The following is a 14724-nucleotide window of genomic DNA, read 5'->3' as shown; positions in this document are numbered from 1 at the left end:
GCCGCCGAACCGGTCTCCGGCGGCTCGGGTGACCGCGTCAGAAGTCGACCCCGGAGGCAGGGTCGGCCGGCGCGTCGACGCGAGCACCGATGCCGAGCTTCTCCTTGATCTTCTTCTCGATCTCGTCGGCGAGGTCGGGGTTGTCGCGCAGGAACCCGCGGGCGTTCTCCTTGCCCTGGCCGAGCTGGTCGCCCTCGTACGTGTACCAGGCGCCGGACTTGCGGACGAAGCCGTGCTCGACGCCGAGGTCGATGAGCCCGCCCTCCCGGGAGATGCCCACGCCGTAGAGGATGTCGAACTCCGCCTGCTTGAACGGCGGCGCGACCTTGTTCTTGACCACCTTGACGCGGGTGCGGTTCCCGACCGCCTCCGTGCCCTCCTTGAGCGTCTCGATCCGGCGGATGTCCAAACGGACGGAGGCGTAGAACTTGAGCGCCTTGCCGCCGGTCGTCGTCTCCGGCGACCCGAAGAAGACTCCGATCTTCTCGCGGAGCTGGTTGATGAAGATCGCCGTCGTGCCCGAGGCGCTGAGCGCCCCGGTGATCTTCCGCAGCGCCTGGGACATGAGCCGGGCCTGGAGACCGACGTGGCTGTCCCCCATCTCGCCCTCGATCTCCGCCTTCGGCACCAGGGCGGCGACAGAGTCGATGACGACCACGTCGATCGCGCCGGAGCGGATCAGCATGTCCATGATCTCCAGCGCCTGCTCACCGGTGTCCGGCTGGGACACGAGCAGGGCGTCGGTGTCCACGCCGAGCTTCTTGGCGTACTCCGGGTCGAGCGCGTGCTCCGCGTCGATGAACGCCGCGATGCCGCCGGCACGCTGGGCGTTCGCCACGGCGTGCAGCGCGACGGTGGTCTTGCCGCTGGACTCGGGGCCGTAGATCTCGACGACCCTGCCACGCGGGAGGCCGCCGATGCCGAGCGCGATGTCGAGGGCGATCGACCCGGTGGGGATCACCTCGACGGGCGCCCGGCCCTCGTCGCCGAGCCGCATGATCGAGCCCTTGCCGAACTGGCGGTCGATCTGGCCGAGAGCGGCCTCCAGCGCCTTGGTGCGGTCTGCAGGAGCAGGCATGGTGTCCACCTCAGGTCTCAGGGGGCGTCTGCCGCCCCTGTCGTTCAGGTCCGATGTCGTACGCCGACGCTACGTCCCGCCACCGACACGACCTCCGGGAGGCCGTGCCCGCTGTGGACGACAGCGACGACGACCGCCCCGGGGACCATGCTAGACGAACACCTGTTCGACAGCGTCGCTGGCGACGCCGACACGCCGGAGGACCGTCACAGGCCACCGTCAGCCACGTCCGGTGCCCCACCGCTCCCCCGCCCGGGCCGGGCCGGGCCCGCCCGGAGCCGTCAGTCCCGGGCGCGGCGCGGTCGGTCGTGACCCCACCGCAGGCCGTCGGGCACGTCCATCGCGTCGCAGAGGGCGCGCCAGACGAGCCGGGGGTCCAGGCCGTCGTCGAGGGCCTCCTGCGCGGTCCGGTCCCCCAGCGGACCGAGGACCTGGTCGCGCACGAGGGTCGGGCCGATCGGACCGAGCACGTCGGTGACCAGCTCCCTGAACTCGCTGTAGCGCACGCCACCAGGGTGCCATGCGGCGAGCTCCCGGCTCCCCGCGCGCACCAGGCGGCGCCGGCCGCCGACGTCGGCTGAGCGTCCCCACAGGTCCGGACCACGACCGCGAGCGCCGTGTCGGACCCAGCGGACACAATGACCGGGTGACCGCCCCCACGCGCCCCGACGAGGGCGACCCCCGTGAGGCGCTCACCGGGTTCTCGGCCGCGACACGTGACTGGTTCTCCGGCGCCTTCCCTGCTCCCACCGCCGCGCAGGCCGGCGCGTGGTCGGCCGTCCGTCGGGGCGACCACGCGCTCGTCGTCGCCCCGACCGGCTCGGGGAAGACGCTCGCCGCCTTCCTGTGGGCGCTCGACCGGCTCATGACGGAGCCCGTGCCCGACCCCGCGCAGCGGTGCCGCGTGCTGTACGTCTCCCCGCTCAAGGCGCTCGCCGCGGACGTCGAGCGGAACCTCCGGTCGCCCCTGGTGGGCATCCGGCAGGCCGCGGCCCGTGCCGGCTTGGTGGTCGCGGACGTGGAGGTCGGCGTCCGCACCGGGGACACGCCGCAGTCCGAGCGTCGGTCCTTCGCGACCCGCCCCCCGGACATCCTCATCACGACGCCCGAGTCGCTCTTCCTCGTCCTGACGTCCGCGGCCCGAGCGGGGCTCGCCGGCGTCCGCACGGTCATCCTCGACGAGATCCACGCGGTCGCCGGCACGAAGCGCGGCGCGCATCTCGCGGTCAGCCTCGAGCGCCTCGACGCGCTCCTGGAGCGGCACGGCGGCCCGGCGCAGCGCGTCGGCCTGTCGGCGACCGTGCGACCGGTCGACGCGGTGAGCCGCTTCCTGTCAGGAACGCGGCCCACGGCCGACGGGGGCCGGACGGTCACCGTGGTGCAGCCACCGTCGACCAAGCGTGTCGAGGTCGAGGTGGTCGTCCCGGTGCCCGACCTGGCCGACCTCGCGTCGGCCGGGAGCCCCTCGCCGTCGTCGGCACGGGGGCCGGGCCGAGGACGGGGGGTGCCGGAGCCCACCCAGGACCTCACGGGCTCCGCGGCCGGCGCCCCGCCGCGGCCGTCGATCTGGCCGCACGTCGAGGAGCGCGTCGTCGACCTCGTCGCCGCGCACCGCTCGACCCTTGTCTTCACGAACTCCCGCCGCGGCGCCGAGAGGCTCACGGCTCGGATGAACGAGGTGTGGGCGGAGCGCCAGGGCGAGGACGTCCCGGACCCCGGCACGCTCCAGCCCGCCCAGGTCCAGGCGCAGTCCGGCGCCGCCGCGGGGATCGACACCGGCGACCCCACCTCCGTCCTCGCGCGCGCCCACCACGGGTCGATGAGCCGGACGGAGCGGACGCGGACGGAGTCGGACCTCAAGGCCGGGCGCCTGCCGGCCGTGGTCGCCACGTCGTCCCTGGAGCTGGGCATCGACATGGGCGCCGTCGACCTCGTCGTCCAGGTCGGCTCGCCACCGTCGGTGGCGTCCGGCCTGCAGCGGATCGGCCGCGCCGGCCACCAGGTGGGCGCCGTGTCGCGCGGCGTGCTCTTCCCGACGTTCCGCGGGGACCTGGTCCCCGGGGCGGTCATCGCCCAGCGCATGCGGGACGGGCAGATCGAGTCCCTCGCGGTGCCGCAGAACCCGCTGGACGTCCTCGCCCAGCAGGTCGTGGCGATGGTCGCCGTGGACGAGTGGACGGTGGACGACCTCGCCGCCGTCGTGCGCCGCGCCGCTCCGTTCGCCGAGCTGGGCGAGGGGACGCTGCGTGCCGTCCTCGACATGCTCGCGGGCCGGTACCCGTCCGAGGACTTCGCGGAGCTTCGTCCGCGGCTGGTGTGGGACCGCAGCACCGGTGTGCTGACCGGGCGTCCGGGTGCCCTGCGCCTGGCCGCGACGAGCGGTGGCACGATCCCCGACCGGGGGCTGTACGGCGTGTTCCTGCTGACCGGCGGGGAGGGTGACGGCGCCGGCCCCGGTGCCCAGCGGGGGGGCAAGCGGGTCGGTGAGCTCGACGAGGAGATGGTCTACGAGTCCCGCGTCGGTGACACGTTCACCCTCGGCTCCAGCACGTGGCGGATCGAGGACATCACCCCCGACCGCGTGCTCGTCTCCCCCGCGCCCGGGGTCCCGGGCCGGCTGCCGTTCTGGAAGGGCGACTCCCCCGGCCGCCCGGCGGAGCTGGGCCGGGCACTCGGCGGGTGGGTGCGGGAGCTGGCCGCGGCGGACCCGGCGGAGTCGCGGCGGCGTGTGCGCGCCGGTGGGCTCGACGACTGGGCGACCGACAACCTCCTGGCTTACCTGGAGGAGCAGCGCGCCGCGACCGGGCGGCTGCCGGACGACCGCACGATCGTGGTCGAGCGGTTCCGCGACGAGATCGGCGACTGGCGCGTCGTCGTCCACTCCCCCTACGGCGCCCGTGTCCACGCGCCGTGGGCCCTGGTGATCGCCGCCCGCCTGCGCGACCGGTACGGACTGGACGCCGCTGCGCTGCACTCCGACGACGGGATCGTCCTGCGCCTGCCGGACGTCACCAGCAGCGGCACCTGGGACGTCGCGGCGGGGCGCTGGGTGGAGGAGGGCGACGGGCCGGAGGTCGACCTCACCGACCTCGTCGTCGAGCCCGAGGAGGTCGCGGAGGCCGTCCGTGCCGAGCTCGGGTCCTCCGCGCTCTTCGCGGCGCGGTTCCGGGAGGCCGCCGCACGGTCACTCCTGCTGCCCCGTCGACGGCCGGACCGGCGCCAGCCGCTGTGGCAGCAGCGGCAGCGCGCGGCGCAGCTGCTCTCCGTCGCGTCCCGGTACCCCGACTTCCCCGTGCTGCTCGAGGCGGCGCGTGAGTGCCTCCAGGACGACTTCGACGTGGCGGCGCTGACCGACCTCATGCTGCAGGTCCGGCAACGCCAGGTGCGCGTCGTGGAGGTCACGACCCCCAGCCCGTCCCCGTTCGCCCAGTCCCTCCTGTTCGGGTACACCGCCCAGTTCCTCTACGACGGCGACGCGCCCCTGGCCGAGCGGCGGGCAGCGGCGCTGACGCTCGACCCCACGCTCCTCGCCGAGCTCCTGGGCCAGGGCGGCGCCGCCCAGCTCGCGGACCTGCTCGACCCCGAGGCGGTCGTGCGCACGGAGGCCGAGCTGTCCGGCACCGCGCCGGACCGGCGCGCGCGGGACCTCGAGGGCCTGGCCGACGTCGTGCGCCGCCACGGGCCGCTCACCCCCACCGAGGTCCTCGAGCGCGTCCGCGAGGACCGCCACGCCGACGTCGACGCGTGGCTGACCGAGCTCGTGACGTCCCGGCGTGTCCTGCACCTGCGCCACGGCGACCGCGAGTGGTGGGCGGCCGTCGAGGACGCCGGGCGCCTCCGCGACGCCCTCGGGGTCGCCCTGCCCGTCGGCGTGCCGGAGGTCTTCACCGAGCTGGTCCCGGACCCGCTCGGGGACCTGCTGCGCCGGCACGCCCGCACGCACGGTCCCTTCACCGCGGCGCGCGTGGCCGAACGGTTCGGCGTGGGGACCGGCGTGGTCACGGAGGTCCTGCGCCGGCTCGAGACCCAGCGCGTCCTGGCCTTCGGCCGGCTCCGGCCGGAGGCGCTCGGCGGGACGGGAGAGGACTGGTGCGACCTCGACGTGCTGCGCGTCCTGCGGCGGCGGTCGCTCGCCGCGCTGCGGGCCGAGGTCGAGCCCGTCGCCCAGCCGGGGCTGGGCGTGTTCCTGCCGCGGTGGCAGGGCGTGGTCGAGCACACGTCCGGACCCGCCAGGGTCGGTCCCGCCACGGTCGGCGGGGACGACGGCCGAGCCCTCGACGACGACGCCGCGCCGGACCGCGCCGACGCCTCCCCCGCCGCACGCTCCCGCCGACCCCGCACCACCCTGCGGGGGGTCGACGGGTTGGCGCGTGTCGTCGAGCAGCTCGCCGGGGCGGCCGTGCCGGCGTCCGCGCTGGAGACCCTCGTGCTCCCCGCGCGGATCACGGACTACGCGCCCTCGATGCTCGACGAGCTCACCTCCTCCGGCGAGGTGCTCTGGGCCGGGCACGGCGCACTCGCGGGCCGCGACGGTCTCGTGAGCCTGCACCCGGCCGGGACCTCCGACCTCACCCTCGCGCCGCCCGCCGAGCGCGAGGCGGGGACGCACCTGGCAGGTCCGGTGCACACGGCGCTCGTCCAGGCCCTCGCGGGCGGCGGGGCGTTCTTCCTCAGCGGTCTCGTGGACAGGGTGCGGACCCTGCTGGTGGCGGACGCCGCCGGCGCGCCACCGGCGGAGCCTGCCGCCCGCACCCGGGCGCGGTCCGACGGGGCGGCCCCGGAGGTCCCCGTGCCGCCCGTCACCGGGACGCCTCCCGCGCCTTCGGTCTCGACGGCGGAGGTGACCGAGGCCCTGTGGGACCTCGTCTGGGCGGGCTGGGTCACCAACGACGGCTTCGCGGTGCTGCGCGCGCGGCTCGCGGCGGGGTCGGGCGGGACCGCGCACCGGGTCCGCCGTCAGGCTCCGCGTGGCCGAGCACTCACGGGGCGTGCGCTCGGTGGCATCGCCCTGCGACCGGGGCGACCGGCCGCAGCGTCCGACGCGCCAGGGCGGTGGTCGCTCCTGCCCGAACGAGAACCCGACGTGACGGTCCGCAGCCACGCGCTCGCCGTCCAGCTGCTCGACCGGCACGGCGTGCTCACGCGCGCGGTCGCTGGCTCCGAGGGCATCGGCGGGCGCTTCACCGCGGTGTACCGGGTGCTCAGCGGTCTGGAGGAGGCCGGCAAGGTCCGCCGCGGCTACTTCGTCGAGCACCTCGGCGGGTCCCAGTTCGCCCTGCCGGGGGCGGTGGACGAGCTGCGCGAGGACGCGCGGGACGCCGTCGACGAGCTCGCCGACGCACCGGCTGACCTCGCCCCCGACCCGGCGAGCCGACGCGGCACGTCCGTGACCCGGTCGGACCTGCCGACCGTCGTCCTCGCAGCCACGGATCCCGCGAACCCGTACGGTGCGGCGCTCGCGTGGCCCTCCGCACCGGCGCCGGTCGACAGCGCTCCGGAGCAGCACGGGCCGTCGACGGCGGCCCGTGCGGCCTCCGCCGAGGACGGTGCGTCTGAGGGGGTGCGGCGGCCCGGCGCGCACCGACCAGGACGCAAGCCGGGCGCCGTCGTCGTCCTGGTGGGCGGCGCGCTCGTGCTGTACCTCGAGCGAGGTGGACGCACGGTGCTCTCCTTCACACGGGACACCGCTCCTCTCGCCGCCGCGGCGGGGGCACTCGCGACGACGTCGCGGGCCGGCAGGCTCGGCCGACTCACGCTCCAGCGGATCGACGGGGCCGACGTCCTGGACCGGACGACCCTCGACGGCCCGGTCGCCACCGCCCTGACCACAGCCGGTTTCGCCGCGACGCCCCGGGGTCTGCGGCTCCGCGACGGACGGTGAGCCGTGCCCGAGGGTGACATCCTCCGGCGTGCGGCGCGGTCGCTGGACGCAGCGCTCGCCGGTCAGCAGCTGGTGCGTGCCGAGCTGCGGTGGCCCTCGGCGGCCGGGGTCGACCTCGTGGGGGCGACCGTGGTGCGCACCGTCCCGTACGGCAAGCACCTGTTCACGCGGTTCGACGACGGTCGGAGCCTCCACACGCATCTGCGCATGGAGGGCTCCTGGCGCCTCGTCCGGACGGGCACGAGCGAGGCGCGCGCGCGGAGCCCCTGGGTCCGCGCGGTGCTGGGGACGGCGCAGTGGACGGCGGTCGGGCACCGCCTGGGCATGCTGGACGTCGTCCGCACCGACGACGAGCACACGCTCATCGGCCACCTCGGCCCGGACGTGCTCGCCGACGACTTCCCGCAGCTCGGGCTGGCGGAGGCCCTGCGCCGGGTGAGCGAGCGCGGCGACGTCCCCATCGCCGAGGTGCTGCTGGACCAGAGGGTCTGCGCGGGGATCGGCACGCTGTACGCGGCGGAGTCCCTCTACGCGCGGCGGCTGTGGCCGTGGACGCCGGCCGCCGAGGTGACCGACGTCCCGACGCTGCTCATGACCGCGCGTCGGCTCATGGAACGGAGCGTGGCAGCGCCGACGCCGACGGCCACGGGCGACGGCCCGCGTGGCCTCACGTCATGGGTGCACGACCGCGCGGGACGGCCGTGCCTGCGGTGCGGCACGCCCGTCGTCCGTGGGGTGGCCCGCCGACCTCCGATGGAGCGGCCGATCTTCTACTGCCCCACCTGCCAGACGGGCCGCTGACGCGGGGACCCCGCGTCCCGGCCGACCGGTCGGACGCCTCAGCCGACAGGCGTGAGGGCGCCGTCGCCGGAGCGCGACCAGCTCTCGCCGGTGCGCGGACGGCCCCAGCCGGCGGCCAGGTCGGCGGGCACGGTGTCGGGGACGAGAAGACCCTCGGCGACCGCGACACGGTCGCTGACCTCACGCAGCACCACCGACAGGTGCACGTCGAGCGCGTCGCAGATCGATGCGAGCAGCTCGGAGGACGCCTCCTTCTGGCCCCGCTCGACCTCGCTGAGGTAGCCGAGCGACACCCGGGCCGCCGAGGACACCTCGCGGAGGGTGCGCCCCTGGCGCTGGCGTGCGTCGCGGAGGACGTCACCGATCTCACGTCGTAGGACGACCATCGGACGACCTCCTTCCGTCGGCACCGGGACGCGGGGAGCACCCGGGTTGCTGGGGCGGACGACCCCGGAGGGTCGGACCCGCGAGGGGGTCCCACCGTACCCCGCAGGGCGGACAGGTTCGCGGCCAGCGCGCTGCGGGGATCTCGTCGTCGTCACACCCAGCCCAACGCGACCCACCTGGGCGGTGTTCCCCCGGTGGCTGCCGCCGAGCGTCGTGGCCGCTCAGCGGCGTCTCAGGGGACGCCGTGCGTGCCGTGAGCCCTCCGGTCGCCGTCGCGGGGGCGGCCGCGCCCCGTGGCGGCAGGTCGACTGTCGCCGGTGAGGGCACCCGATCGGCCCAGTGATCAGTCCAGGCCTCGGACCGTCGGCGCCGACCCGCTCTCCGCGGCTGCGGTCAGCGCCTCCAGGAGGAGCGCGAGCGCGGCATCCCGCGCCCAGGCCCGCACGGCGGGACGGCCACCGCCGGCCAGTCGGTCCGCGGGACCCGAGGACCGGACGCGGGTGCCGTCCGGACCGCTCACGGCCACGTGCACGGTGCCGGGGGGCCGGCCGTCCTGCGCGTCCGGCCCGGCGACGCCTGTCGTCGCCACGCCGTAGTCCGCCCCGAGCACGACCCGTACCCGGGCCGCCATCGCTGCGGCGACGTCGGCGTGCACCGCGCCGTGCCGCTCGAGGAGCGTCGCCTCCACGCCGAGGACGTCGCGCTTGACGTCCGTCGCGTAGGCCACCACGCCGCCCCGCAGGCACGCGGACGCGCCCGGGACGGTGACCAGGGCGTCCGTCACCGCGCCCCCCGTGAGGGACTCGGCCACCGCGATGGTCGCGCCGAGACCGGTGGCGGTCCGCACGACGTCGACCGCGACCGCCGGGGCTGCCCCGGCACGTTCGTCGCCGCCCGGCCCTGCCACGCCCGGAGCGCTCACCCCTCGGCGGGTGGTGGCGACACCGCGGCCCGTCGCACCTGCCACCCGCGACGCGCGTAGTCCAGTCCCGTGACGACGGTGACGACGACCGCGGCGACGACGAAGACCCACGCCACCACCGTCACGACGTCGGGGAGCCGGTCCAGCGGCAGCAGGAACAGCGCGATCCCGACGGACTGCAGGACGGTCTTGAGCTTGCCTCCCGGGGACGCCGGGATGACGACGTAGCGCAGGACCGCGAAGCGCATGGCCGTGATCCCGAGCTCCCGGGCGAGGATCACGACGGTGACCCACCACGGCAGGTCGCCGAGCAGCGACAGCATCACGAGGGAGGCGCCGACGAGCAGCTTGTCGGCGATGGGGTCCACGAGCTTGCCCCAGTCCGTGACCTGGTCCATCCGGCGTGCGAGCCACCCGTCGAGACGGTCCGTGGCGGCCGCGAGCACGAACGCACCGGCTGCCGCCCACCGCCACGGCCCGCCCTCGCCGCCGTCCGCGACGAGCAGCACGACCACGAGGGGCACGAGGAGGATGCGGGCGAGGGTCACGCCGTTCGCCAGGTTCCACACCAGTGCTGCCGTCGCCACGGCCCCACCCTACGGCGCCGCGGCTCCCGTCGCGCCGCTCGGTCGGACCTCGTGCACCGCGGGCACCGCGTCCGCCCTACGCCCGTCCGACGGAACGGTCGCGGGATCGGTCGCGGCCACACCCGCCCGCGGCTGCGGGACCACGTCGACGAGCGCGTCCGGCAGGTCACCGGACGGTCGGTACGCGAGCTGCAGGACCGCCTCGGACTGGCCGGCGCCGAAGAGCCATCCCTGGCCGTACCGCCAGCCGCACGCGTGCATGAACGCGGCCTGCTCGCGCGTCTCGATGCCCTCGGCGACGGTGACCATCCCCATCTCGCGGGCCAGGGCGCCCAGGGCCCGGGACACCCGTCCGGCGACCGGGTCCTCCGGGATGCCGGCGGCGTAGGACATGTCGAGCTTGACCCCGTCCACGGGCAGGTCCCGCAGGTACGCCAGCGGCGCCGCACCGGTGCCGAAGTCGTCGACGAGCACCGGGACCCCGGCCGCGCGCAGGGCGGCGATCTCCTGCCGGATCCGCGAGCCCGGGTCACCCAGGCCGCCCTCCGTGAGCTCGACGACAAGCCGGCCGGACGCGATGCCGTGCGACCGCACGTCGTCGATGACACGCGCGACGAGCTCCCCGTCACCGAGGTGCTCCGCAGAGACGTTCACGGAGACCCAGCGCCCGACCTCCGCCGTCCGCGCCAGGTGCTGCACGGCCTGCCGTACCACCGTCGCGTTGAGGGCCATCCCGAGACCGGTCTCGGTCACGGTCGGGAGGAAGGCACCGGGCAGCAGCAGGCCACGCTGGGGGTGCTGCCACCGCACCAGCGCCTCGTGGCCGACGACGTGACCCGTGCCGAGGTCGACGGTCGGCTGGTAGTGCAGGAGGAGCTGGCCGGCCTCGATGGCGGCCGCGAGCTCGGCGGCGACGGCGAGCTTGGACGACGCGGACGACCCCATCGAGGGGTCGTAGACGACCGTGCAGGAGCGACCGTTCCCCTTCGCCCGGTACAGGGCCGTGTCGGCGGCCGCGAGCATCGCCATCGCGGTCGGCGTCACGGCCGACGGGTCGGCGAGCGCGACGCCGATGCTGGCGTGGACGGGGACGCGGCGTCGCTGGGTCCGCGCGGGGACGCGCAGCGCGGCGTGGATCGCCGCCGCCACCTCGAACGTGACGCGACCGGCGTCCGCGTCCTCGACGACCACCACGAACTCGTCGCCGCCCATCCGCGCGACCGTGCCGCGGCCGGCCGTGGCCGCCCGCAGGACGCCGGCGACGTGGACGAGCACCTCGTCGCCGGTGGCGTGCCCGTAGGTGTCGTTGATGGGCTTGAACTCGTCGAGGTCGACGAGGAGGACGGCGACGCGGCCGGTGACGTCCGGATGGGTGAGCGCCCGCTCCAGCGCCTCCTGCATGTGGGCGCGGTTGGCCAGACCGGTCAGCGCGTCGTGCATCGCCCGGTGGGCGAGGAGCTCGGACTGCATCCGGGTCTCGGTGACGTCCCGGAGCTGCGCGACGAAGTTCTCGGCGGCACCGTCCTCCGTCCGCACGAGGACGACGTCCAGGACCGCCCAGACGGTCTGGCCGTCCGAGCGCTGGTACCGCTTCTCCAGCGTGAACCGCTCGGCCTCGCCGGACAGCAGGCGGTGGACGGCAGCGCGCTCGGCCGCCCTGTCCTCCGGGTGGGACAGCGCGGACAGGTCCCGGCCGCGCAGCGCTCTCGGCTCGGCACCGAGGAGCTGGGACAGCGCGTTGTTCACCTGCTCCAGCCGCCACCGCGGGTCCAGGAGCGCCATGCCGATCGGCGCGTTCTCCATCGCCGCCTGGAACTGCTTCTCCGAGCGCGCCAGCGCGGCGCGGATCTGCCGGGGACCGGTCATGTCCGCGAAGGTGGTGACGAGCTCCTGGTCGCCCTCGGGGGTCGCCGTCGCGCGCGTGGTGACCTGCACCCAGCGGATGGCCGCGCCCGACTCCGGGACGGCGCCCACGACGAGGGGCGGCGGCGGTGTGGGACCCACGTACGTCCGGCGGGCGAAGACGGACGCCGAGGTGACCGGCTCCGCGCCCTCGCTGATCCACCGGACGGGCAGCTCCTCGACCGGCACGCCGAGCAGCCCGGCCCGGGGGACGTCCACGAGCACGGCCATCGCCTCGTTCGCGTCGATGACACCGTCCGCGCCGTGCACGACGACGCCGTCGCGCCCGCCGTCCAGGACGGCCGCGAGGCGCCGGGTCAGGTCACGCACCCGGCGCTCTCGGCGCTCGAGGGCGCGGGCGGAGCGCCGTACGAGCACGGCGAGGACTACCCCCAGCAGCAGGAGCACCACGGCGGCGACGGTCGGCGCCAGGGCGCCCGGGCTCAGCCCGCCGTCGGCGACCATCGCTGACCGTCGTCCGGTGTGCGCTCGTTCTCCACACCGGCACCATCGGTCAGCCCCGCGTCGTCATGACCTGTTCCCTGCGGCGGGATCTCACCCGCGTTCTCACCCGGTTCGCCGCGCAGCATGGCGAGCGTCCCGGCGAGGTCGTCCGGCTGCACGAGGACGTCGCGCGCCTTGGAGCCCTCGGAGGGCCCCACGATCTCGCGGGACTCGAGCAGGTCCATGAGGCGCCCCGCCTTGGCGAACCCGACGCGCAGCTTGCGCTGCAGCATCGACGTCGACCCGAACTGCGTCGTCACGACGAGCTCGGCGGCCTGGAGCAGGAGGTCGAGGTCGTCGCCGATGTCCTCGTCCACCTGCTTCTTCGCGGCCGGGGCAGCCACGTCCTCGCGGTAGGTCGGCTTGAGCTGCGTCCGGACGTGCTCCACGACGGCGTGGATCTCGCTCTCGGCGACCCACGCACCCTGGACACGCATGGGCTTCGCGGCACCCATGGGCAGGAAGAGGGCGTCGCCCTGACCGATGAGCTTCTCCGCGCCCGGCTGGTCCAGGACGACCCGGGAGTCCGTGAGGGAGGAGGTCGCGAACGCCAGCCGGGACGGCACGTTGGCCTTGATGAGGCCGGTGACGACGTCGACGCTCGGTCGCTGGGTCGCGAGCACGAGGTGGATCCCCGCCGCCCGCGCGAGCTGCGTGATCCGCTGGATCGAGGCCTCGACGTCGCGGGGAGCGACCATCATGAGGTCGGCCAGCTCGTCGACGATGACGAGCAGGTACGGGTAGGGGGCGACCTTGCGCTCGCTGCCGGGCAGCGGCTTGACCTTGCCCGACCGGACACCCGCGTTGAAGTCGTCGATGTGCTTGTAGCCGAACATCGCCAGGTCGTCGTAGCGGGACTCCATCTCCCGCACGACCCACTCGAGGGCCTCCGCGGCCTTCTTGGGGTTCGTGATGATCGGCGTGATGAGGTGCGGGATGCCCTCGTACAACGTCAGCTCGACCCGCTTGGGGTCGACGAGGATCATCCGCACCTCGTCGGGCGTCGAGCGCATGAGGATCGACGTGATCATCGAGTTCACGAAGCTCGACTTGCCCGCGCCCGTCGCGCCCGCGACCAGGAGGTGCGGCATCTTGGCGAGGTTCGCCACGACGTAGCCGCCCTCGACGTCCTTGCCGACCCCGATCACCATGGGGTGCTCGCTGCGGCGCGCGGAGGACGACCGCAGGACGTCCCCGAGCGAGACCGTCTCGCGGTCGGTGTTGGGGATCTCGATGCCGATCGCGGACTTGCCGGGGATCGGGGAGAGGATGCGGACGTCGGCGCTCGCGACCGCGTAGGAGATGTTCCGGCCCAGTGCCGTGACGCGCTCCACCTTGGTGCCGGAGCCCAGCTCCACCTCGTAGCGGGTCACCGTCGGGCCCCGCGTGAAGCCGGTGACCTGGGCGTCGATCTCGAACTGCTCGAAGACGCCGGTGAGCGCCTCGACCACCCGGTCGTTCGCGGCCGACCGCACCTTGTGGGCCATGCCCTTCGCCAGGAGCGACTCCGCCGGCAGCGTGTAGACCACGTCGCCGGAGAGCATCGGCTGCTCGCCGCGCGGCATGGGGGCGGGCATCGTCGGGGCCGGTGCGGCCCCCGTGACGCCCAGCAGCGACGTGGCGACGTCGTCCGGCGCGGCGACGACCTCGGTGACGTCCTGGTCGACGTCGGCCGCGCCGGGGTCGGCGTCGCCTGCCGGCTCCGTGACCGCGGCGGTCTCGAAGGCCTCGTCGCCCGCGAACCCGCCCTCGGCGGCACGGGCGGCGGCCGCGGCGTCGTCGTCGAGGACGGCGCGCCGACGGCCGGGCAGCCGGCGTCGCGGCTTGTCCGGGTGGCCGTGCTGCTGCTGCGCGAGCGTCGGGAGGTCGGCGATCGACGTGCCGTCGGGGTCCTCGCCGGCCTCGGGGTGGTGGCGGCGACCGGTCGCCCAGTGGTACGCGGAGCGCAGCCGCGGGACGACCTGGTGGACGGGCGTCGCGGTGACGACGAGCACGCCGAACACCGCGAGCAGCAGCAGGAGCGGCACGGTGACCCAGACGGTCACGAGCGCCTCGAGCGGGGCGGCGATGACGTACCCCAGCACGCCGCCCGCCTCGCGGACGGGGCCGAAGCCGTCCCGCGGCGACGGCACGCCGGCGGACAGGTGGACCAGCCCGCAGACGGCGAGCACGATCGCGCCCAGGCCGATGACGATCCGCCCGTTGGCGTCCACGCGCTCCGGGTGGCGCATGAGGCGCACCGCGCCGGCGAGCAGGAACAACGGGACGGCCACGCCGACGACGCCGAAGGTCCCGGCGACCACCGCGTGGATCGCCTCCCCCGCCGCACCCGACAGGGCCCACCACTCGCGCGCCGCGACGACGACGGCGAGGCCGAGGAGCACGAAGGCGAGACCGTCGCGTCGGTGCGCCGGGTCGAGGTCGCGTGCGCCGTGGCCGATGCGCCGTGCGGTGCCGCCGACCAGGTGCGCGCTGCCCATGAACACCCCGCGCACGATGCGGACGGGCAGCGACCGCTGCGGCGGCGCAGCGGCCGTCGAGCCGCGGCCGGCGGGCCGGGTGGACGCGCCCGTGCGGCCACGGCCCGAGGCGGCGGGTGCGCCGGCGCGCGTGGCCGACGCCCGCGCGGCGGGGCGTCCGGTGGGGGTGCGCGTGGACATGC

At 75.3% G+C, this 14724-nt stretch carries 9 protein-coding genes; 2 read left to right on the top strand and 7 right to left on the bottom strand.

Going from position 1 to position 14724, the window contains the following annotated elements:
- Positions 1-37 precede the first annotated feature (37 nt).
- Both recA and LG379_RS08380 read right to left on the bottom strand, forming a co-directional pair.
- Complete coding sequence (recA, locus tag LG379_RS08385) at positions 38-1078, bottom strand: recombinase RecA (protein WP_225754121.1); 1041 nt, start codon at positions 1076-1078, stop codon at positions 38-40.
- Positions 1079-1359: 281 nt separating this feature from the next.
- Positions 1360-1584, bottom strand: a complete 225-nt coding sequence (locus LG379_RS08380; RefSeq protein WP_225754120.1) for a DUF3046 domain-containing protein — start codon at positions 1582-1584, stop codon at positions 1360-1362.
- A 140-nt stretch (positions 1585-1724) separates the two neighbouring features.
- Between LG379_RS08380 and LG379_RS08375 the strand changes: the two genes are divergently transcribed.
- Positions 1725-6959, top strand: coding sequence for a DEAD/DEAH box helicase (locus LG379_RS08375; protein WP_225754119.1), 5235 nt, complete (start codon positions 1725-1727; stop codon positions 6957-6959).
- 3 nt (positions 6960-6962) lie between these two features.
- Positions 6963-7760, top strand: a complete 798-nt coding sequence (locus LG379_RS08370) for a DNA-formamidopyrimidine glycosylase family protein (RefSeq protein ID WP_225754118.1) — start codon at positions 6963-6965, stop codon at positions 7758-7760.
- 38 nt (positions 7761-7798) lie between these two features.
- Here the strand turns inward: LG379_RS08370 and LG379_RS08365 are convergent, their stop codons facing one another.
- The 5 genes from LG379_RS08365 to LG379_RS08345 form a co-directional block, all read right to left on the bottom strand.
- A complete protein-coding gene (locus LG379_RS08365) occupies positions 7799-8146 on the bottom strand; it encodes a helix-turn-helix domain-containing protein (protein WP_225754117.1) in 348 nt (115 codons plus the stop codon).
- A 344-nt stretch (positions 8147-8490) separates the two neighbouring features.
- Entirely contained in the window at positions 8491-9069 is a 579-nt protein-coding gene (locus LG379_RS08360) for a CinA family protein (RefSeq protein ID WP_370634475.1), read from the bottom strand.
- Positions 9066-9656: a CDP-diacylglycerol--glycerol-3-phosphate 3-phosphatidyltransferase gene (gene pgsA / locus LG379_RS08355; RefSeq protein WP_225754116.1), complete on the bottom strand. Its 591-nt coding sequence runs from the start codon at positions 9654-9656 to the stop codon at positions 9066-9068. Before pgsA ends, LG379_RS08360 begins: the two co-directional genes overlap by 4 nt.
- 9 nt (positions 9657-9665) lie before the next feature.
- Positions 9666-12023 carry a bifunctional diguanylate cyclase/phosphodiesterase gene (locus LG379_RS08350; protein WP_225754115.1) on the bottom strand — a complete coding sequence of 786 codons (2358 nt, stop codon included), beginning with the start codon at positions 12021-12023 and terminating at the stop codon, positions 9666-9668.
- Positions 12002-14722: a DNA translocase FtsK gene (locus LG379_RS08345; RefSeq protein ID WP_225754114.1), complete on the bottom strand. Its 2721-nt coding sequence runs from the start codon at positions 14720-14722 to the stop codon at positions 12002-12004. Before LG379_RS08345 ends, LG379_RS08350 begins: the two co-directional genes overlap by 22 nt.
- Between the last annotated feature and the right edge of the window lie 2 nt (positions 14723-14724).

The sequence above is a fragment of the Actinotalea sp. Marseille-Q4924 genome (genome assembly GCF_916618755.1).
Lineage (GTDB): Bacteria > Actinomycetota > Actinomycetes > Actinomycetales > Cellulomonadaceae > Actinotalea.
This window is presented reverse-complemented; position numbering and strand designations above follow the sequence as displayed.

Excerpts from the sequence above, each read along its gene's own strand:
- recA (WP_225754121.1), bottom strand. The coding sequence starts at position 1,078 with ATGCCTGCTCCTGCAGACCGCACCAAGGCGCTGGAGGCCGCTCTCGGC.
- LG379_RS08365 (WP_225754117.1), bottom strand. The coding sequence starts at position 8,146 with ATGGTCGTCCTACGACGTGAGATCGGTGACGTCCTCCGCGACGCACGC.
- LG379_RS08350 (WP_225754115.1), bottom strand. The coding sequence starts at position 12,023 with ATGGTCGCCGACGGCGGGCTGAGCCCGGGCGCCCTGGCGCCGACCGTC.
- LG379_RS08345 (WP_225754114.1), bottom strand. The coding sequence starts at position 14,722 with ATGTCCACGCGCACCCCCACCGGACGCCCCGCCGCGCGGGCGTCGGCC.